This is a genomic window from Pseudomonas sp. Seg1 (assembly GCF_018326005.1).
In the GTDB taxonomy this organism is placed as follows: domain Bacteria; phylum Pseudomonadota; class Gammaproteobacteria; order Pseudomonadales; family Pseudomonadaceae; genus Aquipseudomonas.
Window position 1 is genome coordinate 4,762,466 of record NZ_AP021903.1, and the last position, 26,939, is coordinate 4,789,404.

The 26,939-nt window shown below is 59.3% G+C and carries 29 protein-coding genes; 1 reads left to right on the plus strand and 28 read right to left on the minus strand.

Features of this window, described 5'->3' with window-relative positions:
- Positions 1 to 107 precede the first annotated feature (107 nt).
- The 27 genes from KI231_RS21345 to KI231_RS21475 all read right to left on the minus strand — a co-directional run bounded on the left by KI231_RS21345 (position 108) and on the right by KI231_RS21475 (position 25,193).
- On the minus strand, positions 108 to 1,037 hold the full coding sequence (locus KI231_RS21345; protein ID WP_213026268.1) for a PfkB family carbohydrate kinase: 930 nt from the start codon (positions 1,035 to 1,037) through the stop codon (positions 108 to 110).
- Positions 1,030 to 2,496 carry a purine-cytosine permease family protein gene (locus KI231_RS21350; protein ID WP_213026269.1) on the minus strand — a complete coding sequence of 489 codons (1,467 nt, stop codon included), beginning with the start codon at positions 2,494 to 2,496 and terminating at the stop codon, positions 1,030 to 1,032. The genes KI231_RS21345 and KI231_RS21350 overlap by 8 nt, the downstream gene beginning before the upstream one ends.
- Positions 2,497 to 2,717: 221 nt before the next feature.
- Positions 2,718 to 3,716, minus strand: a complete 999-nt coding sequence (locus tag KI231_RS21355; RefSeq protein WP_213026270.1) for an ADP-ribosylglycohydrolase family protein — start codon at positions 3,714 to 3,716, stop codon at positions 2,718 to 2,720.
- Positions 3,713 to 4,426: a GntR family transcriptional regulator gene (locus KI231_RS21360; RefSeq protein WP_103306690.1), complete on the minus strand. Its 714-nt coding sequence runs from the start codon at positions 4,424 to 4,426 to the stop codon at positions 3,713 to 3,715. Before KI231_RS21360 ends, KI231_RS21355 begins: the two co-directional genes overlap by 4 nt.
- A 344-nt stretch (positions 4,427 to 4,770) precedes the next feature.
- Positions 4,771 to 5,739: an L-arabinose ABC transporter permease AraH gene (araH, locus tag KI231_RS21365; RefSeq protein WP_103306713.1), complete on the minus strand. Its 969-nt coding sequence runs from the start codon at positions 5,737 to 5,739 to the stop codon at positions 4,771 to 4,773.
- A gap of 12 nt (positions 5,740 to 5,751) precedes the next feature.
- Positions 5,752 to 7,293 carry an L-arabinose ABC transporter ATP-binding protein AraG gene (gene araG / locus KI231_RS21370; RefSeq protein ID WP_213026271.1) on the minus strand — a complete coding sequence of 514 codons (1,542 nt, stop codon included), beginning with the start codon at positions 7,291 to 7,293 and terminating at the stop codon, positions 5,752 to 5,754.
- A gap of 54 nt (positions 7,294 to 7,347) precedes the next feature.
- Positions 7,348 to 8,352 carry a substrate-binding domain-containing protein gene (locus KI231_RS21375; RefSeq protein WP_103306692.1) on the minus strand — a complete coding sequence of 335 codons (1,005 nt, stop codon included), beginning with the start codon at positions 8,350 to 8,352 and terminating at the stop codon, positions 7,348 to 7,350.
- 135 nt (positions 8,353 to 8,487) lie between these two features.
- Positions 8,488 to 9,306 carry an SDR family oxidoreductase gene (locus tag KI231_RS21380; RefSeq protein WP_213026272.1) on the minus strand — a complete coding sequence of 273 codons (819 nt, stop codon included), beginning with the start codon at positions 9,304 to 9,306 and terminating at the stop codon, positions 8,488 to 8,490.
- A 270-nt stretch (positions 9,307 to 9,576) separates the two neighbouring features.
- Entirely contained in the window at positions 9,577 to 10,452 is an 876-nt protein-coding gene (locus KI231_RS21385; protein WP_213026273.1) for an SMP-30/gluconolactonase/LRE family protein, read from the minus strand.
- Positions 10,453 to 10,582: 130 nt separating this feature from the next.
- Positions 10,583 to 11,299, minus strand: a complete 717-nt coding sequence (locus KI231_RS21390; protein WP_213026274.1) for a FadR/GntR family transcriptional regulator — start codon at positions 11,297 to 11,299, stop codon at positions 10,583 to 10,585.
- 198 nt (positions 11,300 to 11,497) lie between these two features.
- Positions 11,498 to 12,058: a DUF1285 domain-containing protein gene (locus KI231_RS21395; protein ID WP_213026275.1), complete on the minus strand. Its 561-nt coding sequence runs from the start codon at positions 12,056 to 12,058 to the stop codon at positions 11,498 to 11,500.
- Positions 12,059 to 12,073: 15 nt separating this feature from the next.
- Positions 12,074 to 12,679 carry a DUF4823 domain-containing protein gene (locus KI231_RS21400; RefSeq protein WP_093435410.1) on the minus strand — a complete coding sequence of 202 codons (606 nt, stop codon included), beginning with the start codon at positions 12,677 to 12,679 and terminating at the stop codon, positions 12,074 to 12,076.
- A 262-nt stretch (positions 12,680 to 12,941) separates the two neighbouring features.
- A complete protein-coding gene (locus KI231_RS21405; RefSeq protein ID WP_103306697.1) occupies positions 12,942 to 13,910 on the minus strand; it encodes a GTP 3',8-cyclase MoaA in 969 nt (322 codons plus the stop codon).
- Between the two features lie 137 nt (positions 13,911 to 14,047).
- Positions 14,048 to 14,686 carry a TetR/AcrR family transcriptional regulator gene (locus KI231_RS21410; RefSeq protein WP_007908276.1) on the minus strand — a complete coding sequence of 213 codons (639 nt, stop codon included), beginning with the start codon at positions 14,684 to 14,686 and terminating at the stop codon, positions 14,048 to 14,050.
- 340 nt (positions 14,687 to 15,026) lie between these two features.
- Positions 15,027 to 15,812 carry a TatD family hydrolase gene (locus tag KI231_RS21415; RefSeq protein WP_103306698.1) on the minus strand — a complete coding sequence of 262 codons (786 nt, stop codon included), beginning with the start codon at positions 15,810 to 15,812 and terminating at the stop codon, positions 15,027 to 15,029.
- A gap of 15 nt (positions 15,813 to 15,827) precedes the next feature.
- Complete coding sequence (locus KI231_RS21420) at positions 15,828 to 16,184, minus strand: PilZ domain-containing protein (RefSeq protein ID WP_213026276.1); 357 nt, start codon at positions 16,182 to 16,184, stop codon at positions 15,828 to 15,830.
- A gap of 42 nt (positions 16,185 to 16,226) precedes the next feature.
- Positions 16,227 to 17,210, minus strand: coding sequence for a DNA polymerase III subunit delta' (locus tag KI231_RS21425; RefSeq protein WP_213026277.1), 984 nt, complete (start codon positions 17,208 to 17,210; stop codon positions 16,227 to 16,229).
- Positions 17,203 to 17,835: a dTMP kinase gene (gene tmk / locus KI231_RS21430; protein ID WP_103306701.1), complete on the minus strand. Its 633-nt coding sequence runs from the start codon at positions 17,833 to 17,835 to the stop codon at positions 17,203 to 17,205. Before tmk ends, KI231_RS21425 begins: the two co-directional genes overlap by 8 nt.
- Positions 17,836 to 17,855: 20 nt before the next feature.
- Entirely contained in the window at positions 17,856 to 19,031 is a 1,176-nt protein-coding gene (gene mltG, locus KI231_RS21435; protein ID WP_213026278.1) for an endolytic transglycosylase MltG, read from the minus strand.
- Positions 19,032 to 19,034: 3 nt separating this feature from the next.
- Positions 19,035 to 19,850, minus strand: a complete 816-nt coding sequence (gene pabC, locus KI231_RS21440; RefSeq protein WP_213026279.1) for an aminodeoxychorismate lyase — start codon at positions 19,848 to 19,850, stop codon at positions 19,035 to 19,037.
- On the minus strand, positions 19,850 to 21,094 hold the full coding sequence (gene fabF, locus KI231_RS21445) for a beta-ketoacyl-ACP synthase II (RefSeq protein ID WP_064120373.1): 1,245 nt from the start codon (positions 21,092 to 21,094) through the stop codon (positions 19,850 to 19,852). Before fabF ends, pabC begins: the two co-directional genes overlap by 1 nt.
- A 108-nt stretch (positions 21,095 to 21,202) precedes the next feature.
- Positions 21,203 to 21,439, minus strand: a complete 237-nt coding sequence (gene acpP / locus KI231_RS21450; RefSeq protein WP_003175607.1) for an acyl carrier protein — start codon at positions 21,437 to 21,439, stop codon at positions 21,203 to 21,205.
- 196 nt (positions 21,440 to 21,635) lie between these two features.
- Positions 21,636 to 22,376: a 3-oxoacyl-ACP reductase FabG gene (gene fabG / locus KI231_RS21455; RefSeq protein WP_025113014.1), complete on the minus strand. Its 741-nt coding sequence runs from the start codon at positions 22,374 to 22,376 to the stop codon at positions 21,636 to 21,638.
- Positions 22,377 to 22,392: 16 nt separating this feature from the next.
- Positions 22,393 to 23,331, minus strand: a complete 939-nt coding sequence (gene fabD / locus KI231_RS21460) for an ACP S-malonyltransferase (protein ID WP_213026280.1) — start codon at positions 23,329 to 23,331, stop codon at positions 22,393 to 22,395.
- A gap of 123 nt (positions 23,332 to 23,454) precedes the next feature.
- Positions 23,455 to 24,465 (minus strand): phosphate acyltransferase PlsX, encoded by a 1,011-nt coding sequence (plsX, locus tag KI231_RS21465; protein WP_103306705.1) that lies wholly within the window; start codon positions 24,463 to 24,465, stop codon positions 23,455 to 23,457.
- 4 nt (positions 24,466 to 24,469) lie between these two features.
- Positions 24,470 to 24,652, minus strand: coding sequence for a 50S ribosomal protein L32 (gene rpmF, locus KI231_RS21470; RefSeq protein ID WP_003179396.1), 183 nt, complete (start codon positions 24,650 to 24,652; stop codon positions 24,470 to 24,472).
- A 13-nt stretch (positions 24,653 to 24,665) separates the two neighbouring features.
- On the minus strand, positions 24,666 to 25,193 hold the full coding sequence (locus KI231_RS21475) for a YceD family protein (RefSeq protein WP_038364482.1): 528 nt from the start codon (positions 25,191 to 25,193) through the stop codon (positions 24,666 to 24,668).
- Between the two features lie 105 nt (positions 25,194 to 25,298).
- Here KI231_RS21475 and KI231_RS21480 point away from each other — a divergent pair, with 105 nt between their 5' ends.
- Positions 25,299 to 25,877: a Maf family protein gene (locus tag KI231_RS21480; RefSeq protein ID WP_213026281.1), complete on the plus strand. Its 579-nt coding sequence runs from the start codon at positions 25,299 to 25,301 to the stop codon at positions 25,875 to 25,877.
- Positions 25,878 to 25,925: 48 nt separating this feature from the next.
- Here KI231_RS21480 and sppA read toward each other — a convergent pair whose 3' ends face one another.
- The gene (gene sppA / locus KI231_RS21485) at positions 25,926 to 26,915 is read right to left on the minus strand and encodes a signal peptide peptidase SppA (RefSeq protein ID WP_103306707.1); all 990 of its coding nucleotides are present in this window, start codon (positions 26,913 to 26,915) and stop codon (positions 25,926 to 25,928) included.
- Positions 26,916 to 26,939: the final 24 nt, after the last annotated feature.

The following is a 26,939-nucleotide window of genomic DNA, read 5'->3' on the forward strand; positions in this document are numbered from 1 at the left end:
TGGCCCCATCGCTGGCAAGCCAGCTGCCACTGGGATTACGGCTGTACACAAATACTGAGTTCACCACAAAAACCTGTGGGAGCTGGCTTGCCAGCGATAGCGGCGGTTCAGTCACCGAAAGTCTTGCTGATTAACGCATCAACCTCAGCGCTCCCCGGCGAAGTGGCCGGCCCCCAGCGTGTCACTGCCAGTGCCGCCGCGGCATTCGCCCGCCGGGCTGCTTCATGGGCAGACAAACCCCGCGCCAACCCGGCCACAAATACCCCGGCATGCGCATCCCCGGCACCATTGCTGTCTACTGCTTTTACGGCAAATCCCGGTACATGCCGCCGCTCGCCCCGCTGGTGAATCCAGCACCCCTGCGGCCCATCGCGCACCACCATCAGCACCTCGTCGGGCAGGTGCTCAGCGAGACGATCCAGTGCGCAGCCGATATCTTCAGCGCCGGTAAAGCGCAAAGCCTCGACACTGTTGCTGGTCCACACATCAATGCGCGGCAACAATGCCTGCATTAGTGGCGAATCCGGCGACTCCACCAGCGGGCCCGGATCGAACACCACGTTGATCGAGTCCGGCAGCGCCAGCGTCCAGTCAAGCAGCGCCTGCGCCTTGCCCTCATGCAACAGGCTGTAGCCGCTGAGGTAAACGTAATCGCCCGCTTCGGCCGCGACGCTGTTCAGATCATCAATCGTCACCTCTCCTTCGGCGCCGATGTAAGAAATGAAACTGCGCTCGGCCGACGCATCGGTCAGCGCCACGCACAAACCGGTGTCGCGCTGCGCAGGCTCAATGATGCCGATGTGAATGCCCTCAGCGTTCATCGACTGCCGCGCCAGATCGCCGAAACGACCGCTGCCATGGCGACCCAGGTAGACGACCGGTAAACCATTACGCACCGCTGCCGCCATCACGTTGAAACCGCCACCGGCCTCGAAACCGGCGGATTGCGCGAGCACGTCGCCACCAATCTGCGGCAGTTTTTCCACGGCCATGACCAGGTCAATGATGACCTGGCCGGTGTGCAACATCTTAGGCATGTGCGTTCTCGACTTGCGCGGCACGGCGATCTTTCGCCCCGCCGAGGACTAGATAAATGCCACCGGCGACCACGAACGTCACGATCCAGCCGAGGCCGTTGTGGCCCAGCCACGAGTCGGACAGAAAGCCCTTGAACCAGACGTTTTCAGCGGTGGTGCCAATGGTGGTGAAGCTGAAACCGAGCACGATGGCAATCGCCCACGCGCCGAACGCGCGCCACTCGATGCCGCCGCGATACCAATAAGCGCTGCTTGGGCTGACATCGAGCAAATCGTTGGCGCTGTAGTAGTGACGATGAATCAGGTCGACCACGAAGATCCCGACCCACGCGGTGATCGGCACCGCCAGCAGGGAAATGAAGGTAATGAACGGGCCGTAGAAGCTGTCGGCGATCAGCATGAAGTAGATCGAACCAGCGAAGATCGCCACGATGTCGACCACCACGGCGTAGACGCGTTTGACCTTCAGGCCCAGGGTCAGCGTGGTCAAACCGGCGGAGTACACCGAGAGGTTGTTCGACAGCAGCAGGCCGCCGAACGCGGTGATCAGGTACGGCACGGCCATCCACGTCGGCAGCATGTCGCGGATCGCCACGATCGGGTCAGTCGCCGAGGCCAGATCATTGTTGCCTACCGACAGCAAACCGCCGAGGGTGATCAGCAGCACCAGCGGGATGCCCGCGCCAAACGCGGCGGAAGCGACTAGGCGCACGGCTTTGACACTGCGGTGCTGATAGCGCGACATGTCGGCACCTGCGTTGGCCCAACCGATACCGGTACCGGCGGCCATGGTGCCGATGCCGATGATCATCGCGCTCATCGGTGCAGGCGTGGCGTTGAACACCGCGCTCCAGTCGATGGTGGCGCAGAGGAAACCGCCGACCAGAATATTCAGCGCGCCGAACACGTAGGTCGCCCACTTCTGGATCACCAGCAACGTGGCGTGGCCAAGGCCGGAAACCGACAAGGTCAGCAGCACAAAAATCGCGATGAAGATCAGCGTCAGCAGCGGCGCACTTTTCGCCTCGACCGGCGAGCCGAACAGGATCGAGCACAGCGACAGCAGCACGAAGGCGGCGGTGGTGGTGTTGACGGTTTCCCAGCCCAGTCGCGACATCAGCGAGACCAGCGTCGGGCCGATATTGCCGCGCACGCCGAAGATCGCACGCGACAAGGTCAGGCTCGGCGCGCGACCACGACGACCGGCAATCGAGATGATCCCGACCACGGCGAACGAACCGGCGGCGCCGATTATCGCCACGATGATCGCCTGCCAGATCGCCAGCCCGCGAAACGCGACCAGTGTGGCCCCCAGCGGCAAACCGAGAATGGAAATGTTGGCAGCGAACCAGACCCAGAACAGTTGCAGTGGATGCCCGTTGCACTCGGCTTCCGGCACCGGTTCGATGCCGCGGGTTTCCAGTTGCCCGGCGCTTTGCCCGGCGTTTGATGAACTCATGAAAAATGCTCCTGTTTGCCTTTTTTGTGGTTGTGGCAATGACGCATGACGACAAGACATCCCGGCCGTCCTGGGCCTGTCTGTGCGATCCATTGCGGGTTGGAAAAATAAAATCTGCGGTGCACCTATCGCTGGCAAGTCAGCTCCACAGGTCCAGAGTGAACCTTAAGGTATGCACTATCCCTGTGGGAGCTGGCTTGCCAGCGATGGCGTCAGTTCAATCAGCGCAAAGCCAGCAGCCCCTGCACCAACGGTTCAAGCTCCAGATGATTGACCGCTTTGACCGTTTCAATCATCGGCACCGGCCAACTCCCAAGACCCAGGCAGGCCCCGAGCATTGCACCGAGAATCGCCGCGATGGTGTCGGTGTCACCACCCAGACTCGCCGCCATGCACAACGCCTCGAACGCAGTCATCTCACCGACCGCCACTTGCTGCGCCAGCGCAAACGACACCACCACCGACTCCTGCGACGCCACCGAAGTGCCGATCACGTCGTAGAGCAGATCCGCCAGCAGCGCCTTGTCGCTATCGACACTGATGGTGCGCGCCCAACTGATCCGCGAAGCAATACGTCCACCCGCCACCCAGTGCCCATGCGCTTCGGCTTGCTGAGCGATTTGCTGACCGAGGTTCAACGCCTCGCCCAGGTCCATGCCGTTGATACCGGCAGAGACCACCGCCGCCACTGCCGCCGCACTGGAAATCCCCAGCGTGGTGTTGTGGGTCACCTGACAGGCTTGCACCACCGCCGCAATAAAGCGCTCGGGATCAGCCACATCTGCCGCGATCCCCACCGGAGTAATGCGCATCGCCGCGCCGTTGGTGGAGCCGTAACGCCCAGCCTCTTCCGGCGAATGACCGGCGAGGATCATTTCGATGGCACGTTTGGTCGACGGGCCGAGCAGGTCCTGCGAGCCCTTGGCCTGCATCGCCGCTTCCCACTCGATCAAGCGTTGCGCAAGGATTGCCGGTTCGATGCGGCCCTTGCCTTCGACCAATAACTCGCCAACCAGAATGGCCTGTTCGGTGTCGTCGGTGATCGAGCCTTTGGGCATGTTCGCGGCAATCGGTTGCAGCGGCCCGGCATCCTGTAGATCGGTGATTGTGCCGAAGCGGGTCTTGATCGTTTCACGGTTCAGCGATTGCGTCGGCATGCCCAGCGCATCACCGAGGGCCAGGCCATAAAACGCACCGAGGGCACGGTTGAGCGCGGTCATTTCGATTCTCCAAATTGCAGGTGCAGACGGAAGTGCACCGGGTCGAGCAGGCTTTCGACCTGCTCCATGAAGCGGTTCTGTCGGTCGTAAGTGGTGCGCAGAGCCTTGAGAAACACTGTGCCGAGCGGACGGCCAAGCAGTTCAGCATCTTCGGCATTGAGCGGTTCAGCGCCGATCCACTGATCGCCGCGCTCGCCAATGTAGCCGTAGGCGGCCAGGGTGATGGTCAGGGAGTTGTCGATCAGACCGACGCGCGGCAGGCTTTCCAGGCCGCCGGTGGCCGGCATCAATGAGCGTTCGAGGGACACCAGCGTGCCGTCATTGGCACGGCGGCGACGGTCGAGGGTAATGAATTTCTCAGTGCCGAAAACGGCCAGCAGATCGGGCCGGGTCACGGCTTCCAGACGCAGCACTTCGGTGTTGATCAGCGCCCCGCTGTCGGCCAGCGCCTGCGCCCAGCCGCTACGCTGGTCGAGTACCACACCGTCAAACGTGACGATGGAACCGACACCGCTTTGCGTGGCGATGTAATTGCGCCGCTTCAGTTCGGCCAGCGCTTCGCGCAGCGTGCCGCGGCTGACCTTGAATTCCTGAGCCAACTGATGCTCGCCGGGCAATAGAAAGCCGTCCTCCATAAGGCCGCTTTCGATGCGCCGGACGAGTTCGTCGACCACCCGTTGTTTCTTGTCAAATCGTACCTGTCTAATCATGTACAAAGTGATAACCGAAACGGGCCAGGGCGGGCAAGGAATATTTGGGGAAGGTGACAAAAGGCGGGACTTGATGCGATTCCCTGTGGGAGCGAGCCTGCTCGCGATGACGTCGGCACTTTCAGCATCGATGTGACTGAAAGAACGCTATCGCGAGCAGGCTCACTCCTACAAAGGTTATGCGTCGAACCGTAAATTCTGCTTTAACCGCAAATCCCTGTGGGAGCTGGCTTGCCAGCGATAGCGGCGGCACATTCAGAACTGATGTTGAATGACCCGCCCCAATCGCTGGCAAGCCAGCTCCCACAGGTTTAAGTGCTGAAGCCAACTCGGAGAGAATGGATCTAGCGCTGTTTCAGTCGATCGATGACCACAGCCAACAGCAAAATCGAACCCCGAATCACATACTGATAAAACGTGTCGATGTTCTTCAGGTTCATCGCATTCTCGATAATCGCCAGAATCAACACCCCGGCAATCACATGCCGAATCATCCCGATCCCGCCGCTCAGCGACACCCCGCCCAACACGCAAGCCGAAATCACCGTCAGCTCGAAACCCTGGCCGATCATCGGCTGCCCGGACGTCATCCGCGACGCCAGAATCACCCCGGCCAGCGCACCAATCACACCGTGCACGGCAAAGATGATGATCTTGGTGCGATCGACGTTAACGCCCGCCAGCAGCGCCGCTTCCTGGTTGCCACCAATGGCCATGGTGTTGCGCCCGTAGGTGGTGTAATTCAGCAGCCAGCCGAAAAACAGGAAGCAGACGATAGTAATCAGAATCGGCACCGGCACACCAAACAACTGACCATTACCGAAGACGAAGAACGATTCCTGCGACACGCCCACCGCTTTGCCGTTGGCAAAAATGTACGCCAGGCCACGAACAATCTGCATGGTCGCCAACGTAGTGATCAACGCATTGACCCGCAATTTGGCAATCACAATCCCGTTGATCAGCCCGACAATCAGACCCATCACCAACGCTGCGCTGACGCCGAGAAACACGCTGTTGGTGTCACGCATCACCACCGCCGCGACCACGCCGGCGCAAGCAATCACCGAACCCACCGAAAGGTCAAAATGCCCCGACGCCAGGCAGTACAACATCGTGCACGCGGCAATCCCGGTGGTGGAAATCGCCAGGCCCAAACCACGCATGTTCAGCGGCGAAAGGAAGTTGTCGATCAGCAGCGTGCAGGCCACGAAGATACCGACGGCTGCCAACAGCATGACCCAGTCATCGAGGAAGCGCCGCATATCCAAAGGTTTGCGCTCGGTCGGCAGGGTTTCTTTCTGGGTTGTCATCATAGTCACCTCTCAGTTCGCCACGCCGTCAGCGCGGTGGCGCGGCAAAGCCAGTTGCAGCAAGTTGGATTCATTGGCCTGGTCACGGCTGACTTCGCCGCGCAGGGCGCCTTCGCAGAGCACCAGAATGCGGTCGGAAATGCCCATCACTTCCATCAGGTCGCTGGACACCACGATCACCGAAATACCCTCGGCGGCGAGGTTATGGATGATCTGGTAAATCTCGGCCTTGGCACCGATGTCGATGCCACGGGTCGGTTCGTCGAGCAGCAGGACTTTCATCGGCATGGATAACCAGCGGCCAAGAATGGCCTTCTGCTGATTGCCGCCGGAGAGGAATTTGATCTGCTGGCCGGCATGCGGGGTTTTCACTTTCAACGCCTTGATTTGCTTGTCGGCGTTGCCCTTTTCCCACAGCCCGCGAATCAGGCAGCCGAGGCCGGAGTTGGCTCCGCGCGCACTGATGTTGATGTTCTCGGCAACGCTGGCGAGCGGAATGATCCCTTCCTTTTTACGGTCTTCTGGGCACAGCAAAATTCCGGCTGCGATGGCATCGCGCGGTGAGCGCAGTTTCAGTTCATGACCGCGCAATTCAAGACGGCCGGCGGTGTTGCGCTCAAGACCACTGAGCAGGCGAAACAACTCGGTGCGCCCTGCCCCGACCAGCCCGAACAGGCCGAGAATCTCGCCTTTATGCGCCTCGAAACTGATCGGCTCACGCAGGCCCGGGCCGAGCAGGCCGTCGACTTTCAGCGCCACTGCGCCGCGTGGGCGATGGCGGTAATCGTAGATGTCCTGAATGTCGCGGCCGACCATGCAGGTCACCAGTTGATCGTGGGTCAATTGGCTCATGTCGTCGAAGGTACGTACGAATCGGCCGTCCTTGAACACCGTCACCGCGTCGCAGATACGGAACACTTCTTCCATGCGATGGGAGACATAAAGCACGACTTTGCCTTCGTCACGCAGGCGCCCGATGATCGCCATCAACCGGTCGATTTCGCGGGCCGAGAGGCTGCTGGTCGGTTCGTCGAAGGCAATCACATGGGCGCCGCGCGACAGCGCCTTGGCGATTTCCACCAGTTGCCGCTGGCCGAGCGACAAGCGGCCGACCTTGGTCTGCGGATCGATCTCATCAGCCAGGCCTTTGAGGCAGTCCAACGCCTGCTGGCGCAACGTACCGCGATTGATCAGGCCGAAGCTGGCCGGCAGGTGACCGAGAAACAGGTTCTCGGCCACGGTCATTTCCGGCACCAGATGCAGCTCCTGGTGAATCACCGCGACGCCGCTGCCGATGCTGTCGGCGGTGGACTTGAAGGCCATCGTCCGCTCGCCGATCTGCAACTCGCCGCTGCTCGGAATGTAGGCGCCGCCGAGGATTTTCAGCAGGGTCGATTTGCCGGCGCCGTTTTCACCCATCAGTGCATGGACTTGTCCTGGATGGGCGACGAAGCTGATGCCGTCCAGCGCCTTCACACCGGGGAAGGTTTTACCGATCCCGTTGAAGCGCAGACTGCCGCCGCTGTTGTCATTTGTCTGTACTTGCGCGTGCATTTGAACCACCTCTTCACACGATCAGACGGCCCGGCTGTCCGGGCCGTTGCGACGTCAGTTCCACAAGCCGATTTTTTCCAGCTCTTGCTTGAAGTTCTCGCGGGTGATCAAGGTGACGTCGTCCATGGCCGTGTACTTCGGCGGTTCTTTGCCGGTGGTGACCCACTCGTACATCATCTCGGCGGTCTTGTAGCCTTCGATGTGCGGGCTTGGCAGCATCGAACCGAAGAAGCCACTGTTAGGCTTTTTCAGTTCGCCGATGGCGTCAGTGCCATTGATGCCGATGCCGATCACATTGGTCGCGGCAAAACCGGCGGCTTCGGTGGCGCGCACGCCGCCGAGCACGGTGTTGTCGTTCATGCCGCCAATGATCAGGTTCTTCGCCGCACTCGGCAGTTTCACCAACGCCGAGTTGGTGGCGTCCATGCTGCCCGGCACGTCGAGGGTTTTCAGCGCGGCGAACAGAATGTGGTCCTTCGGCATGCCGGCGTCTTCGAGGGATTTCACCGAGCCGTCGGTGCGCTTCTTGCCGGTGTCGAGTTCGTTGTAGGTGTTGACCACCGCATAGGTGTCTTTCCAGTCCCAGTTACGCTTCTTGGCTTCGGCGACCATCGCGTTGCCCTGCTTCTGGCCGACTTCGAACGCGGCCATGCCGAGGTACGGCACGTCTTCCATGAACTTACCGTTGGCGTCGACGAAACGGTCATCGACGGCGATGACTTTGAGGTCATTGAGCTTGGCTTTGGCCATGATGGCCGGGCCGAGCGACACGTCCGGGGGGCAGATCACGAAGCCCTTGGCACCGTTGGCCGCGAGGCTGTCGATGGCCGAGAGGGTTTTCTCGCCGTCCGGTACAGCGATCTTGATCAGTTCAAAGCCCTTGTCCTTCGCGGCTTTCTCGGCGAAAGCCCATTCGGTCTGGAACCACGGCTCTTCCGCCTGCTTGACCAGAAAACCGATTTTCACGGTATCGGCAGCGAGCAGCGCACTGCTCAGGCTGAACGCGGTGACCGCCAGGGCGGCACTGCACAGGGTACGAATCCCGAAACGACGTTTCATAAGCTGACTCCTTGTTATTTTTTTGAGCAAATTTTGAAAAGCGTTAAAGCAAGGTTCTGCAAAGCCTGTTGAAAATAGTCATATCGTATGATGATTGGATTTCAAGCGGATTTATCCGCATGGAAGCCGCAGTGTTCAGTCGTGGTACATCACCGAACGACCACCATCGATGGTGATACATGAAGCATTGATAAACGGCGCTTCGTCGCTAGCCAGAAACACTGCCGTCATCGCCACTTCCAGCGGCTGACCGATGCGTTTTGGCGGATGCAGATCAAAGGCGCGTTGGCGTTCGGCGTGCGGGTCGGCAAAGCCGTTCCAGTAATCGACGTTCAGTTGCGTTTCGATGTAGCCCGGGGCGATGGCGTTGACGCGAATGCCCTTGGCCGCATATTCGATGCCGAGTGCGCGGGTCAGTCCAAGCAAGCCGTGCTTGGCCACCGGATACGGGAAGCAACCGGGGATGATGTGGCTGGAATGGGTCGAGGCAATGTTGATGATGCTGCCGACGCCCTGCTCGATCATCTGCGGCAGCACTGCTTTGCAGCCATACCAGGCGCCGTCGAGGTCGATGGCGAAGCAGCGATGCCAGTCTTCTTCGGTCATTTGCAGTGGATCACGGAACACATTGACCCCGGCGCAGTTGACCAGCACGTCGATGCGGCCATGCAGTTCGACTGCACGTCTGGCCATAGCGTGAAGATCCTGCTGACGTGACACATCAGTCTTGAGTGCCTGCACGTCAAAGCCCTGTTCGCGCCATTGGGCGGCGACTTTCTCGACCTTTTCCGCTTGAATGTCGCTGATCACCAGTTTGGCTTGTTGCGAGGCAAAGGCTGCAACGATGGCTTCACCGATGCCTTGGGCAGCACCAGTCAACAGCACGACCTTGTTTTGCAGACGCTCACCCTTCGGCGGTGCGGGCACCGGCGGCAGGGAAAGAGGTTCAGCCATGGATCAGGACTCCTGTTCGCAAGCGCAAAAAAACCGGGCATCTGCCGATGTCCGGTCTGGAAGGCGTTTGAAACAAAACAGGCAGGCGTCGCTGACGGCATCGAACCGTTGCGAGACGCGGACTCCATTGGGGAGTGCGATAGACATTCGCTGCATCACTTCACCTGTTTTGTTCTTTTTAAGTGTGAGTGCGTGTTACTGCTGGAGCCGACTATAAACCCGACCGCCAAATAATCTCAATATATAATTTTGCATCCCATATTTTGGGATTTATCCAGCGAATCGCGTACAGAGTTTTCCGGCAATATCCACGCGCATCGACAACACCGCGCCATCCAGTGGATGGTTGTGCGGACTCTTGGCACTGGTGATGTACAGGGTTTTCAGGTCTTCACCGCCGAACACGCAACTGGTCGGGCGGCTGACTGGCAGATCAATCCTGCGGTCGACCTTGCCTTCAGGCGTCAGGCGCAGCAGGCAACTGCCGTCCCAACGGGCATTCCACACATAGCCCTCCGCATCCAGCGCCGAACCGTCCGGGCCGCCCTGCTGATCCGGGCCGTACCAGACTTGTGCGGCATCGAGATTGCCGTCGGCGTGAATGAAGTAGCGATGGAGCGTGCCGTCGAGGCTGTCACCGAAAAGCAGCGTGGTGCCGTCGTCGCTCCACAGCAGCGTGTTGGGAATCCCCAGACCGCGCAGCAACGGCGTGACACGTTTATCGGGGTCGACACGGAACAATCCACCGGAACGGCGTGTGATCGGCAGATCTTCGCCCTGCTCGCCGATGTTGTTTTGCATGGTGCCCAGCCATAACCGGCCTTGCGCGTCGCAGCGAGCTTCGTTGGGACGATTGCTCGGTTGCGGGTCGGCGACGCAGAACAGGGTCAGGCGCGGTTCGAGTCCAGGGGAGTCGAGATCGAGGCGGTAAACGCCACTGCTCAGGGTCACCAGCGCATCGCCACTGTTGCATGGGATGAACGCGGAAATGTGTTCGGGCATTTGCCAGATCTGCACGTTCTGGCCGATCAGGCGCAGGGCCTGTTTACCGGCGATATCGACCCAGTACAGCGCTTGGGTTGGTGCGTCCCAGAACGGGCCTTCGCCAAGTTGGGCGCGGTGCTGGGTGACGGCGGTCCACGGCATATAACTGTCTCCATTTTTCTTGTTTTTACTGTAGGAGTGAGCCTGCTCGCGATCGCGGTGGATCAGTCGAAGCTGCTTTGCCTGATACGACGCTATCGCGAGCAGGCTCACTCCCACAGGCGAATTTGCATTAACTGGCTTTTTTATCGGCCATGACTTTCGGGTAAAAACGTTTGATCGCCAAGTCGGCATTGTCGATCAGGGTCATGCAGGCCCACACGCCTCGCGCGGCATCCCGGGCGGCGATTGCGTCGGCCATGTCTTTGTGGATCGGCAGGGTGCGGCGCAGTTCATCGGGATCGGCGGCAGAAACTTCAAACGACACCGCTAGCAACGCACCGAGGGCCGGGACCATTTGTTCGATGAACTGGTTATGGCTGGCGGCAAGAATGCATTCGTGGAAGGCCTGATCGGCGCGGTTGTAATCGATGCCGCTGTCGACGGCGCGCTCAAGGGCGTTGTAAGCCAGTTGCACCGCTTCAATCTGTTCCAGCGTCGCGCGCTCACAAGCCCAGCGCACGGCCATCGGTTCAATGGTGCGACGCAGGTCGAGCAAGTCATCGACAAAATTTTCCGGTAAGCCATTACGTGACAGCCAACCGACGACTTGCGGATCGAACAGGTTCCAGCGCCGCACCGGCAACACGCGGGTGCCGACCTTCGGCCCGACTTCGAGCATGCCTTTGGCAACGAGAGTTTTGATCGCTTCGCGAATGACCGTGCGGCTGACGCCAAGCTGCTCGCCCAGATCGGCTTCGACCTTGATGGTCTGGCCCGGTTTGACCTGCCCGGCGGCAATCCAGCTGCCGAGCCAGTCGACCGTTGAGGCATGAAAGCTGCTGGACATGGATACCTCAAAGCTGTTTGCGATGGGCACCCAAGCTAATCATCATACGAATAACAGTCAATCGGGATTTTCAGCTGAAACACAAACCCCCTGTAGGAGTGAGCCTGCTCGCGATAGCGGTAGATCAGTCGGTATTTATGGTGACTGATACACCGCTATCGCGAGCAGGCTCACTCCTACAGGGGGGTTGTGCGTTTGTCAGGGTTCGAGGCCGATGCGGAAGAACTCGCCGCCGCTCCACACCCCGAGCCAGCGCTGGCCATCGATTTCACGGCTCACCGCCAGTTCCACCAGTTGATAGAACACGTTGCGGTGAATCAGCGCTTCGAGGTTAGTGCGTACATGCACGTAAGGCGCCGGCTCTTGCGTCGTCGGATCAATCTCTACCCGGATCGGGTGCTCGGACCCGGCCTCGGCAGTTTCATCAACGTTGGTGGTGAAGCGCAAAAGCTGCGCCTCACCCTCGCCTTCAACCTCGACGGCAATGGCCACAAACGGCGCATCGTCGACTTTGATCCCGACCTTCTCGACCGGGGTGATCAGGAAGTAATCATCGCCATCGCGGCGAATGATCGTCGAGAACAGCTTGACCATCGGCTTGCGCCCGATCGGCGTGCCCAGGTAATACCAGGTGCCGTCGCGGGCGATGCGCATGTCGATGTCGCCGCAGAAGTCCGGATTCCACAAGTGCACCGGCGGCAGGCCTTTGGTTTTGGGGATCTGTCCCAACAGGTCATTGGCTTTTTGCGGGCCACTCATGGCGTACTCCTTGAATTATTGGTCGCCGACTCCCAGCAGGCTGCGCGCGTATTGAGCCAGCGGCGGGCCGATCAGGTCTTCAGGCTTGTTGTCGTGGAACGTCAGTAAACCGCCACGACTCTTGATCCGTGCAGTATCAATCAAATACTGGGTGCTGGTCTCGATCAACATGATCTGAATCACGCCGCCATCGATTCCGAGGCGATCCACAGCTTCCTCGTCGAGCCACTCATCGGAGTTGCCGATGCGGTCGTCAGCCTTGGCGAAACGCGTGTACAGCAGGTAGTGCGCACCGGCATCGCGAGCTTCGCCCATGGCCTGATCAAGGCCTTCCGGCGCACGAGCGCGGCGGACCATCGGGAAGTATTCGACGAAGCCCTTGAAGGCCTCTTCAGCCACCACGTTCGGTCGCGGATACGAACCACCCGGCGGTGCGAACGCGCCTTGGGCGATGTAGATAAACGAATCCGGTTGAATGCGGAAGTTGTTCACGCGGCGACTGTCGCTATGATCGAGCAGCCCCGCATCGCTCATCTGATAGCGAGTGCCTTCGGCCATATCGCTGACAGTCATACAGCCGCCAAGCGCCAAAACGGCCAGCAGCAAAACCAGGCTACGCATCCTATTCCTCCAGTGGCCGGTGACGGAAAACCGGCGAATGGCCGTTGGATGCAGCTTTTGCGCCAGTCCTTGAAAATGTGCAGGTATCGAATTTGAAATGACGCCCCAAAAGCCTGAAATGAAGCCTTTGTGGCGAGGGAGCTTGCTCCCGCTCGGCGGCGCAGCCGTCGTAATTTCGGTATCTATGGTGAGCCAGACAGAATCAGGAAGATGGTTTTGGGGTCGCTCCGCAACCCATCGGGGATAAATCCCCTCACCACAATCAGCCGCCGATGATCTTCATGACAGTCGCGCCGCCAGAGAACGCCACTTCCTGCTTGTCGCCCAAGGCTTTGACCAGCAGACGCTGGAGCGCCGGCAAAGCCTGATGACGCGGCTTGTCCAGCAGATCCCCGACATAGTGACGGTTGCTCGACGACAGGCAGCCATGCAGCCAACCAGTTGACGAAAGACGCAGTCGCGAGCAGGTCCGGCAGAACGGCACACTTTCGTTGGCGATCACACCGAAGTTGCCCAACCCGGGAATGGCGTAACGCACGGCGGTGGCGTCCACCGGGGCGTCGGTTTGCGCGTACTCATAGCGCTCGCCGATCAGCTCCAGCAATTGTTGCAGGCTGACGAACTGTTGCAGGAAGGCATTGGAGTCCTTGGCCAGATGGCCCATGCGCATCAGCTCAATGAAACGCAGTTCATAGCCACGCGCCAGACAGTAATCAAGCAGCGGCATCACCTGATCGAGGTTCTGCCCGCGCAACGGCACCATGTTGACCTTGATCTTCATCCCCGCCGCTGCCGCCTGGTCCATGCCATCGAGCACGGTGGCCAGATCGCCGCCACGAGCGATGCTGCGAAACGCATTGGCGTCGAGGGTATCGAGGGACACGTTGATCCGGCGCAAACCGGCATCCACCAGCAGCGGCAGTTTTTTCGCGAGGAGTTGACCGTTGGTGGTCAGGCTGATGTCGTCCAGACCCATCTTGCCGACGGCGGTCATGAACGATTCGAGTTTGGGGCTGACCAGTGGCTCGCCACCGGTAATGCGCAAACGCTCGATGCCAGCGGCTTCGATCAGATACGCCACGCCGCGCGCCATGGCCTCGGCCGACAGTTCATCCTGCGCAGCGACCAGCCGCTTGCCATTGGGCACGCAGTAGGTACACGCGTAATTGCAGGCTGAGGTCAGGCTGATGCGCAAATTGCGAAAACGCCTGCCTTGACGGTCAACGATCATGATCACTCCGGCGATGGAAAATCGAGCGGCTAAAACTTGACTCAGAATTCAAGTTTTAGCAAGCCCTATGCCTGAGTATATTCCTGCGGTACTGCGCCATGTAGCGAAATCATGGCGCAATAAGGCTGCTGAATGATTCAGCTGCTCGGCGTTTCCGGATCACGCTTGCGCTTGTTGCCCATGCGCACGCCGATGTCCATCAAGAACTGGAAGAAACCTTCCTGATCTTCCAGCACGTTGCTCCAGAACGGCGAGTGATACAGCGCCACGGCGCCGTGCACCAGCGCCCAGGACGCGCAGTAGTGGAAGTACGGTGGAACATCTTCGAGCTTGCCTTCGCTGATGCGGCCCTTGATCAACAGGGTCAGGCGTTCGAAGTTCGAGGCACGGATCTTGTGCAGCTCCTCGACCATTTCCGGCACCTGATTGCCCTTGACCACCTTCTCTTCGAGGCGGTCGAACAGGCGATAGCGCTGCGGGTCGCGCATGCGGAATTCGAAGTAGGCACGGGACAGCGCTTCCTTGTCCTTATCGACATCGGCCGAATGCAGCAGCTCGTTCAAATCGCGCTCGTAATCGAGCATCAGGCGCAGATAGATCTCGGCCTTGGATTTGAAGTGCTTGTAGATCGTGCCTTTGCCGATACCCACGGCATCAGCAATCATCTCGACGGTGACACTGTCTTCACCTTGGTCGAGGAACAGCTTGAGCGCGGTATCGAGAATTTCTTGCTCGCGGCGACGAAACTCACGGACCTTACGAGGTTCTTTGTGCATAAGAAAAGGTCTGAAGGGTCAAAATTCGAAGCCGCGTATTATGCCTAACTTGCACAAAAATGCACGGATCATCCGACCATATCTGTGTTTCTTGTTCGTTTTGAGAACGTTTTGGGCGCAATGAGAACTCAACTGAAGCGAACGTATTCCAAATTTGTTTAAAAACCCCGACCGGCTAACTGGACTGCACGCCAGACTGATCAATACTTCAACTGTCGGGCGGCATCTCCCCCAAGTGCCGCGCCGATAAAGGTACCAAGGGACCGCGTGCCTTTGTTTTACTCCTAATGGTCTTAACCCGGATTCACCCCCCAGAACCCGGGTTTTTTTTGCCTGCGATTCAGGCTTTTACATGAGCCAACGGGAACAACCGCTTGAAGTTCTCGGTGGTCTGCTGGGCAAAACGCTCGTAGTTTTCCCCACGCAACATCGCCAGAAACTCCGCTACTTCACGTACGTACTGCGGCAGGTTGGGTTTGCCGCGATAAGGGATCGGCGCCAGATACGGCGAATCGGTTTCCACCAGCAGGCGATCCGCCGGGACCTTGCTCGCCACATCACGCAGCGCATCGGCATTGCGGAAAGTGACAATGCCCGACAGGGAAATGTAATAACCCATATCCAGCGCCGCCTTGGCCATGTCCCAGTCTTCCGTGAAGCAGTGCAGCACACCGGCCTGAGGCAAAGCCGCCTCACGCAGCAGTTCGAGGGTATCGGCGCGGGCGCCACGGGTGTGGATGATCACCGGTTTGCCGGTCTGTTGCGCCGCTTGCAGGTGCAGACGAAAAGACTCCTGCTGCAGTTCGGCGGCTTCCGGTTCGTAGTGATAGTCCAGACCGGTTTCACCGATCGCCACCACTTTCGGGTGATTGAGTTCGTGCAGCAACCAGTCCAGTGCAGGGGCTGCGCCCGGCTGCACGTCCAGTGGATGCACGCCGACCGAGCAATCAACATCGGCATAACGCTCAGCCAGGGCTTTGACATCGGCGGCGTTGTCGGCGCTGACGCCGATGCACAGAAAGTGCCCTACTCCGCGCTGCCGGGCTGCATCGAGTGCGGCATCCAGCGAGCCGTCGTGGGCGGCGAGGTCGAGGCGATCAAGGTGACAATGGGAATCTACGAGCATAAAAAAGACGGCTACTTACATCGTATGAGTAGGACGGTCGGACTTGAGGGCTCCGGCCAGGTGGGTTTCGATGCGACTGCGGGCGGTGTTGTCGCCATCGTTGAACTGCACGCCGACACCCGCAGCGCGGTTACCTTGCGCACCTTTCGGGGTGATCCAGGCGACTTTGCCGGCCACCGGAATCTTCTCCGACTCCTCCATGAGGTTCAGCAGCATGAACACCTCGTCGCCCAACTTGTAGCTCTTGTTGGTCGGGATGAACAGGCCACCGTTCTTGATGAACGGCATGTAAGCGGCGTAAAGCACCGACTTGTCCTTGATGGTCAGGGACAGAATGCCGTTGCGCGGCCCGGGGCTTATCGGTTCATTCATGTTGACCTCCACTGCTGATGTTCAGAGTCTAGGTACACATTCCTATCTTTGACCAGGCAATCCCGCCCATTGCACCAGCAATGCTTCCAGCAGCAGCGCCGGATTGAGGTTGGCCTTGCTCAGGACTTTCTGCCGCTGGGCGAGAATCCAGTCCTGAATCTCGAGGACTTTACCCTGCGCACTCTTCTGCGCCAGGTACTGCACGACTTTACGCATGTCAGTCAGACCGAGGCCAGCTTCGTCCTGAGTCAGTTGATAGCGCAGGATCAGGCTCGACCAGTCACAGAACCAGTCGAACAGCCGCAGCATCGGAATGCTCTTCCACTCCTCGGCCAGTTGCGTCGGCGACTGCTGCTGCTTGAGCAACTTCTTCACCCCTTCAACCACTTGCGCGCGCTGCTCGCGGACGCCCTGGGACTGAAGACTGACCGCCATCAACGGCGAACCGGCGGCCAGCGTCAGCAGTTCGACACGTTCCTCTTCGGAACAGTCCGGCAGCGCCTGCGCCAGCCAATGCAGGCTCATCGCCTCACCCGGCAACGGACAGGCTTGCTGCACGCAACGGCTCTTGATGGTCGGCAACAAACGGCTCGGCTGATGGCTGACCAACAGCAGAACGGTATCGCCCGAAGGTTCTTCAAGACTCTTGAGCAAGGCATTAGCGGCGTTGATGTTCATCGACTCGACCGGCTCGATCAAGACCACTTTTCGCCCACCCAGTTGCGCGGTCTGCACCACGAAACTGACCAGATCGCGCACCTGATCGACCTTGATGGCCTTGTCGGCCTCTTCCGGTTCGAGGATGTAATTGTCCGGGTGACTGCCGGCCTTGAGCAGCAGACAGGATTTGCACTCGCCGCACGCCTCGGGTGTCGGGCGCTGGCACAACAGGCTGGCCATCAGTCGCTCGGCCAGCGCGCGTTTACCAATTCCCGCCGGGCCGTGCATCAGATACGCGTGCGCGTGCTGGCTACGTCCGGCCAGTTGCTGCCAGAGACTGTCCTGCCATGGATAGGCCTCAGCCACGGGCCAGCTCCAGCAAGTTCGGGAGCAAGGTATCCAGCGATTGCTGAACCTTGACCAACGGCTGACCGGCATCGATGCGCACATAGCGCGCAGGATCGGCTTCAGCACGCCTGAGGAACGCACTGCGCACCGCTTCGAAAAATGCCCGGCCTTCCAGTTCGAAGCGGTCGAGGCGACCACGAGCACTGGCACGGGCCAGGCCGATTTCCACCGGCAGATCAAAAATCAGTGTGAGGTCCGGTCGCAGATCGCCCTGTACGAAGGCTTCCAGTGCGGCGATACGCTCCAGCGACAAACCACGGCCGCCGCCCTGATAGGCATAGGTCGAATCAGTGAAACGGTCGCAGAGTACGACAGCGCCACGGGCCAGTGCCGGACGAATCACTTCGGCCAGATGCTGGGCGCGTGCGGCGAATACCAGCAACAGCTCGGTGTCCGGGTTCATGACTTCGTCGGCCGGCGCCAGCAGCACGTCGCGAATGCGTTCGGCCAGCGGCGTGCCGCCGGGCTCGCGGGTCAGCACCACTTCGATACCAGCGGCGCGCAGGCGCTCGGCGAGGTATTCGCGGTTGGTACTTTTGCCGGCGCCTTCCGGGCCTTCCAGGGTAATAAACAAGCCAGTCACAGGCAGTCCTTAATTCAAAGTCATTGCGCGTTTTGTGGAGCAGCGGCTTCCGGAGTCGGTGCAGACTCCTGCGGCGCAACCTGTGGCAGCGCTTCCGGCGCGGTGTCCGGGGATGCCGCGGGAATTGCTTCATCAGTCGCCGGAGCCGCTTCGGGCGTCGTGACCGGCGCCGGGCTGGAGCGGTAATCCGCACGTCGTTTGAGCTGGAATTCACGCACCGCACTGTTGTGCGCATCCAGATCATCCGAGAACACATGGCTACCGTCGCCGCGTGCGACAAAATACAGGCTGGTGCCTTCCACCGGGTTCAGCGCCGCGTGAATCGCTTCACGCCCGACCATCGCAATCGGCGTCGGCGGCAAACCGGGAATCACATAGGTGTTGTACGGGGTCGGCTCCTTGAGATGAGCGCGGGTCAGTTTGCCGGTGTAGCGATCGCCCAAACCGTAGATCACCGTCGGGTCAGTCTGCAACTGCATCCCCAGCGCCATGCGGCGCACGAAGACCCCGGCAATCTCGCCGCGCTCCTGTGGCACACCGGTTTCTTTCTCGACCAGCGAGGCCATGATCAGCGCTTGATAAGGTTCCTTGTAAGGCGCGTCGACGGAGCGTTTTTCCCACTCCTTGGCCAGCACCTCATCGAGACGGTCGAAGGCCTTTTTCAGCAGCTCGGTATCGGAGACCCCGCGCACAAAGCGGTAGGTATCGGGGAAGAAGCGGCCTTCCGGGAACAGGCCCTTGTGGCCAATCTTCGCCATCACTTCGCTGTCGCTCAGACCATTGAGGGTCTGTTCGATTTTCTCGTCTTTCGCCAGCGCGGCGCGCACCTGATGGAAATTCCAGCCCTCGACCAGCGTCAGGCTGTACTGAACCACTTCGCCACGCTTCCACAAGTCGATCAGACCGTTAACGGTCATGCCCGGCTGCATGCGGTATTCGCCGGTATGAATCGGCGTACCGGCGAGATTGAAGCGCCAGTAAATCCGCAGCCAGAACGCGTCCTTGATGATGCCATCGCTTTCAAGTCCGAGAAAGGTTCGGGTCGGTGTAGAGCCTTTCGGCACATCCAGCAGTTCTTCCTGCGTGATGTTCAGAGGCTGTTCCAGTGCACTGTGAATTTTCCAGGCGCTGGCGCCCAACAGCAGCCCTGCCAGAACCAGTCCGGTTTCCAGCAACAGCAAAAGTTTACGTCTCACAAATCAGGCATCCAGTAGGGCGCGGGCAATGGTTTGCAGTTTACGGGTGAGCGGGCCAACCGGCCAGCTCAGTGCAGCGTAGGCGCGTACCGGCCAGACGCCATACACGCTGTTACAGACGAAGACTTCATCGGCCCGTTGCAGCTGTTCAAGGCTGATGTCGGCCATTTGAGTGGGGATGGCCAATGAATCGGCCTGAAACAATATTTCGGCACGCATCACCCCGGCCACGCCGCAGCGTTTCAGATCAGGGGTAATCAACACACCGTCACGCACCAGGAACAGATTGCTGAATACGCCTTCAATGACCCGACCGGCCTGATCGAGCATCAAGCCTTCGGCATGCTCGCTGTCCTGCCATTCGGCGCGGGCGAGAACCTGTTCAAGGCGATTGAGGTGTTTGAGCCCGGCGAGCAATGGCTGTTTGGACAAGCGCGTGTTGCACGGAAACAGGCGAATGCCTTGTTCAGCATGTACAGCGGGATAAACCACAGGCGGATTGCCTTGCAGAATACGTCGGGCCTGCGCCGCAGGATCGGGCGCATAACCACGCAGGCCGTCGCCACGGGTAAGGATGAGCTTGAGCACGCCCTCCCCCATCGCGGCCGCGTAGTTCAGCAGTTCATGGCGAACCAGCTCGATATCAGTCGTGATGGCCAGACGCGTACAGCCTTCAGCCAAACGTGTCAGGTGTCGATCCAACAGCACTGGCTGACCGCAATGCACGGCGATGGTCTCGAACAGACCATCGCCGTAAGCCAGGCCGCGATCTTTCAGCGACAGAGCGTCAGCCGGTTGACCGTCGACCCAGCCGTCCATCAGCCCGCGAACCGGCGGAATGCCAAGGTACCGTTGGTACCGCCAAAACCGAAGGAGTTGGACAGCACGACATCGATGTCCATGTTGCGCGCCGTGTGCGGCACGAAATCGAGATCGCAGCCTTCGTCCGGCTCATCAAGGTTGATGGTCGGCGGTGCCACTTGGCTGTTGATCGCCAGCACGCTGAAGATCGCCTCGACCGCGCCCGCCGCACCCAGCAGGTGACCGGTCATCGATTTGGTGGAGCTGACCGCCAGTTTGTAGGCGTGCTCACCGAACACCGACTTGATCGCGTTGGCTTCGGCAAGGTCGCCGGCCGGGGTCGAGGTGCCGTGGGCGTTGATATATTGCACTTGATCAACGTTGATCTTCGCATCGCGCAGCGCATTGGTGATGCAGCGTGCAGCACCGGCACCGTCGGCAGGAGGCGAGGTCATGTGGAACGCATCGCCACTGGTGCCGAAACCGATCAATTCGGCGTAGATGGTCGCACCGCGCGCTTTGGCGTGTTCAAGCTCTTCGAGCACCAGTGCCCCGGCGCCGTCGGACAGCACGAAACCGTCACGGCCCTTGTCCCATGGACGGCTGGCGCGGGTTGGTTCGTCATTGCGTGTCGAGAGTGCACGGGAAGCACCAAAGCCGCCCATGCCCAGACCGCACGCGGCCATTTCAGCACCGCCGGCAATCATCACGTCGGCTTCGTCGTACATGATGTTGCGGGCCGCCATGCCGATGCAGTGCGTACCGGTGGTACACGCCGTGGCGATGGCGTAGTTAGGTCCCTGTGCCCCCAGGTGAATGGACAGGAAACCGGAAATCATATTGATGATCGAGCCTGGCACGAAGAATGGCGAGATTCGACGCGGGCCCGTCTCATGCAGAGTTCGGCTGGTTTCTTCGATGTTGGTCAGACCGCCGATCCCCGAACCCATGGCCACGCCAATGCGTTCACGGTTGGCGTCGGTGACTTCGAGTCCGGCATTGCGCACGGCTTGAAAGCCGGCGGCGAGGCCGTACTGAATGAACAGGTCGAGCTTGCGCGCTTCCTTGACCGACAGGTATTCCTCGACATTGAAGCCCTTTACCGAGCCGCCAAAGCGGGTGGAATAGGCAGAAAGGTCGGTGTGTTCGATCAGACCAATGCCACTGCGGCCAGCCAGAATGCCCTGCCAACTGCTCGGCACATCCGTGCCCAGTGGCGACAACATACCCATACCGGTGACTACGACGCGTCTACGCGACACAGCACTCTCCTTTTTCAAATGACGATTTTGCATCAGGCCTAAAGAAAAAACCGCACGCCATGATGGCAGTGCGGTTTTTCCATGACAGCAAGCAACGATTACAAACTATTACGCCTGGTGGCTAGTAACGTAGTCGATTGCAGCTTGTACAGTAGTGATCTTCTCAGCTTCTTCGTCAGGGATTTCGGTCTCGAATTCCTCTTCCAGAGCCATCACCAGCTCAACGGTGTCAAGGGAGTCGGCACCCAGGTCTTCTACGAAGGAAGCAGTGTTAACTACTTCTTCTTCTTTAACACCCAGTTGCTCGGCAACGATTTTCTTGACGCGCTCTTCGATGGTGCTCATACCTTGTTTTCACTCCTAATGGACAAATTCAGGCAGCTGGCCAGTGGGTAAGTGTATAGAAAGACTTTTCAGCTTTTCAACTGAAAGCTTCACTCCTCAAACCCTACGGCCCTCTGCCTATAAATAGATTGCAGCTTTATAACGGATTTTAGACAGCTCGTATGACATTTTTTTGAAGCAATCCGTCACATTTTACTTACATGTACATCCCACCGTTCACCGGGATTGTAGCCCCAGTGACGTATGCCGCACCGTCGGATGCAAGAAAAGCGACCACAGACGCGATCTCTTGAGCTTGTCCCAGACGACCCAGCGGAATCTGCGTCTGCAAGGCTTCACGCTGTGCTTCAGGCAGCTCGCGCGTCATATCGGTGTCGATAAACCCTGGGGTTACCGAGTTGACCGTAATCGAACGCGAACCGACTTCACGCGCCATTGCACGGCTGAAACCTTCCAGACCGGCCTTGGCGGCTGCATAGTTTACTTGGCCTGCGTTGCCCATGGCACCCACCACCGAGCCAATACTGATAATTCGACCCCAACGGGCCTTGGTCATGCCGCGCAAAACGCCCTTGGACAGGCGATACAGACTGTTCAGGTTGGTATCGATGACGTCATACCATTCGTCATCTTTCATGCGCATCATCAGGTTATCGCGGGTGATGCCGGCATTATTGACCAGAATTGCCGGCGCACCGAACTGCTCCTGAATGCTTGCGATGACTTTGCTGACCGACTCGTCGCTGGTGACGTTGAGTTCCAGACCAGTACCCTGAATGCCATGCTCTTTCAGCGTGGCAGCAATCGCCTCGGCGCCCTTGGCGGAAGTCGCGGTGCCAACCACGATGGCGCCCTGACGGCCCAGCTCCAGTGCGATAGCCTGGCCGATACCGCGGCTTGCACCGGTGACCAGTGCAACTTTACCTTGCAGACTCATGCAAGTTTCTCCTGATTCAGGCTTGCGCTGCGCGAGCGGCAGCGAAAGCGTCTGGGGTATTGAGGTTGGAAGTCGCAACGCCTTCGGCGCAACGCTTGTTCAGGCCGGCCAGGACTTTGCCCGGGCCGCACTCGACCAGATTGGTCGCGCCCTTGGCTGCAAGGGTCTGAACGGATTCGACCCAGCGTACTGGTTTGTAGAGTTGTTCGAGCAGATCACGCTTGAGGGTTTCCAGATCGGCCGGCACTTGTGCGCTGACGTTCTGTACCACCGGGATCTGCGGCGCCTGCCAGTCGATGGCGGCGATGGATTCGGCAAAGCGCTCAGCCGCCGGACGCATCAGCTCGCAGTGCGATGGCACGCTTACTGGCAACGGCATGGCACGTTTGGCGCCACGGGCCTTGCAGCCTTCGATGGCGCGCTCGACGGCAGCCTTGGCACCGGCGATGACCACTTGGCCCGGCGAGTTGAAGTTGACGGCGCTGACCACTTCACCCTGCGCCGCTTCAGCGCAGGCTGCCAGCACATCAGCGTCCTCCAGACCGAGAATGGCAGCCATGCCGCCCTGCCCCGCTGGAACCGCTTCCTGCATCAGTTGACCACGGCGCTCAACGAGCTTGACCGCGTCAGCCAACGTCAGGCTGCCGGCAGCGACCAGTGCGCTGTATTCACCCAGGCTGTGACCGGCAACAAATGCCGGACGCGCGCCACCTTCCGCCAGCCACAGACGCCACAGGGCAATCGAGGCGGTCAGAATGGCCGGTTGGGTTTTATCGGTTTGATTGAGCAGCTCTTCCGGGCCCTGCTGGGTCAACGCCCACAGGTCATAGCCCAGAGCAGCAGAGGCTTCTTGGAAAGTTTCGAGGATCAGCGGATGTTCCGCGCCCAGCTCGGCCAGCATGCCGAGGGACTGCGAACCCTGTCCTGGAAAGACGAATGCGAGGGAAGCAGACATGTAACAAGCCCCTAATGATCTTGTCGTCGGAAAATGACGCCCCGCTTGGGGACGCAAGAAACTGACAGTTGGATGGCCCTTTGAACCGGGCGGTCACATTTAAGCATTGTCGGACGAAAACGCCTAAGACAACAAATCCTCCAGACGACCGTGGAGGCGCTCGGGAAGATTCTCCTGAATCTCGATCAATGCGCGCTGAATCGCACTCTGAAAGCCCTGAACCCCGGCCGAACCGTGACTTTTCACGACAATACCCTGCAAGCCGAGAAAGCTTGCGCCGTTATGTCGCGCCGGCGCCAGATCAGCCTGCAAGCGTTTCATCAGCGGCAACGCCAAGGCGCCGACCGCACGCGAGGCAAAGTTCTTTTTGAACAGCGCTTCGATCCGTGCAGCAATCATCGTTGCCAACCCTTCGCTGGACTTGAGCAGGATATTGCCGACAAAACCGTCACAGACCACCACATCCGCTTCGCCGCGATACAGACCATCGCCCTCGACAAACCCGATGTAGTTGATGCCACGAGCAGCCTGCAGCAGCGTTGCCGCCAGTTTTACCTGCTGATTACCCTTGATGTCTTCGGTGCCGATATTCAGCAACGCCACGCGCGGACGAGCGATACCCAGCGTTTGCGCTGCCACCGAGCCCATCACCGCGAACTGCAATAAATGCTCAGCACTGCAATCGACGTTGGCGCCAAGGTCGAGCAACTGGCAATAACCCTTTTGCGTCGGGATCGCGGCAACCATGGCGGGACGATCAATACCCGGCAGAGTTTTCAAAACGAACCGCGACAAGGCCATCAACGCACCGGTATTGCCGGCACTGACGCAGGCTTGCGCCTTGCCATCGCGCACCAGCTCAAGGGCGACACGCATCGACGAATCCGGCTTGCCACGCAGCGCCTGGGTCGGTTTTTCGTCCATGGTGATGACTTCGCTCGCCGCAACAATCGTCAGGCGCGCGCGATCGGCAGCCGATTGGCCGTTGATCAATTCTTCAAGAAGGGAGGGTTGACCGACAAGGGTCAGGTGCAGCGAGGGCGTAGCAGAAAGGCAAGCAAGGCTGGCCTGAACAATGCTGCGGGGACCGAAGTCCCCGCCCATTGCGTCAATCGCGATGACTTGAGCGGACAAGTGATTACTCGTCAGCGCCCTTGTCGATCACTTTACGGCCACGGTATACGCCTTCTGGCGATACGTGGTGACGCAGGTGAACTTCACCAGTGGTTTTTTCTACAGACAGAGTGCTAGCCTCGAGAGCGTCGTGCGAACGGCGCATGTCACGGGCAGAGCGGGATTTTTTGTTCTGCTGAACAGCCATAATTGATTAACTCCTAAACGTTTGGGTCACGCTTTAACTGCGCCAATACACTGAACGGGTTGGACCGCGTTACCTCGTCCTCGCTCGGTTCGGGCTCATCTGCTCCCGCCGGCTGCTGGCATTCTTCCGGATGATGAGCAGGCACAATAGGCAAGGCAAGCAGAAGCTCTTCCTCGACCAGTGACTGCAGATCCAATGGATCTTCGCCCAGTTCCAGCACGTCATAACCTTTCGGTAACGACTGGGTATTCGCACCCTCCTTCACCACAGCGTAACTGCATTCGCTATGGATCGGCAGGGTGACCAGCTCAAGACAACGCTGGCAAACCATTTTGACTTCGGTGTCGATAAAGCTGTGGATCACCACAGATTTACGTTCATCTCGTTCAAAAACGAATTTCGCCTGCACCGTACCGACATCGTCGGAAAGCGGGTCGCAGAGTCTCTTCAAATCGGCCAGCAGCAGTTCACCTTGAAGGGTGGTGCCACGGTCAGCCAATTTGCGCGGGTCAACGTGAGGTGGAATCGGGTCATTCAACATAGGCGCAGCATTATAGGGATGCACCCACCCATGTCAAAGGAAATTGTGCCCTGTCCGTCACTTGCGTGCCTCCGTTAGAATTCGCACCTGCCTCAGGAGACGCGAATGCTGCCTTTATTACTTGCTTCAAGCTCGACTTATCGCCGGGAACTGCTCGCCCGTCTGCACCTGCCGTTCCTCTGCAGTTCACCGGATATCGATGAAAGTCACCGCCCGGGCGAGTCGGCCATCGAACTGGTCAAACGTCTCGCCGAACAGAAAGCCCGGGCGCTGACTGACAGCCACCCCGCTCATCTGATTATCGGCTCGGACCAGGTGGCAGTGCTCGGCGAGCAGATCATCGGCAAGCCGCACACCTTCGAGAAGGCCCGCGAACAGCTTTTGGCCGCCAGCGGTGCCAGCGTGACCTTCCTGACCGGCCTGGCGCTGCTCAACAGCCAGACTGGCCAATGTCAGATCGACTGCGTGCCCTTCACCGTGCACATGCGCCAGCTCGATCAGTCGCGCATCGAGCGCTATTTACGCATCGAGCAACCTTACGACTGCGCTGGCAGCTTCAAAGCTGAAGGCCTCGGCGTAAGCCTGTTTCAATCCACCGAAGGCCCTGACGCCACCAGCCTGATCGGCCTACCGCTGATTCGCCTGATCGACATGCTGCTGGCTGAAGGCGTGCAGATTCCCTGAGCCACAAAAAACCGGCCATCAAGGCCGGTTTTTCCATGCCGCGATTTCTTAGCGCAGCGAAGGCCCGTGAAAACCCATCCACATCGCCAACTGCTCAGCCACGCTTGCACCAAGCTTCTTCGAGAAGCGATCGAATGGCGACTCCTGAACAGTGAAGTCCACCAGCTCTTTCTCGCCAATCACATCACGCGCAACAGAGCTGGCGTTACCCAGACCATCGATCAACCCCAGCGGCAGCGCCTGCTCGCCCGACCAGACCAGCCCGGAGAACAGCTCCGGATGCTCTTTGTCTTTCAGACGATCACCACGACCCTGCTTGACGCTATTGATGAACTGCTTGTGCGTGGTATCCAGCACGCTTTGCCAGAACGCAGTTTCTTCCGGCTTTTGCGGCTGAAACGGATCAAGGAACGATTTGTGCTCACCCGACGTGTACGTACGGCGCTCGACACCCAGCTTCTCCATGGTGCCGACAAAACCATAACCCGCTGCTGTTACGCCGATGGAACCGACCAGGCTCGCCTTGTCGGCGTAAATCTGATCTGCCGCGCTGGCGATGTAATACGCACCGGACGCACCGAGATCGGAAATCACCGCATAGACCTTGGTATCCGGATGCAGACCGCGCAAACGCTTGATCTCGTCGTAGACGTAACCCGACTGCACCGGACTGCCACCCGGGCTGTTAATGCGCAGGATCACACCCTTGACCTTCTTGTCCTCGAACGCAGCACGCAGGCTGCCGACGATGTTGTCGGCACTGGCCGGTTCTTTGTCGGCGATCATGCCGGTAACGTCGATCAGCGCGGTGTAGTTCGGGCCACGGGTGGCGCTCTTTTCCATGTCCATCAACGGCGTGAACAGGATCAGCGCAACAAACAGATAAACAAACGTCAGCAGCTTGAAGAAGATCCCCCAACGCCGCGAACGACGCTGCTCCTGGACGCCGGCCAGCAGGGTCTTTTCCAACAGCTTCCAGCTTTTCTCGTCACCGCCGTCGGCCTCTGCCTTGGCCGGCGCCTTCCATTCATCGGTCATGCCATCCACCCCAGCAAAATCGTA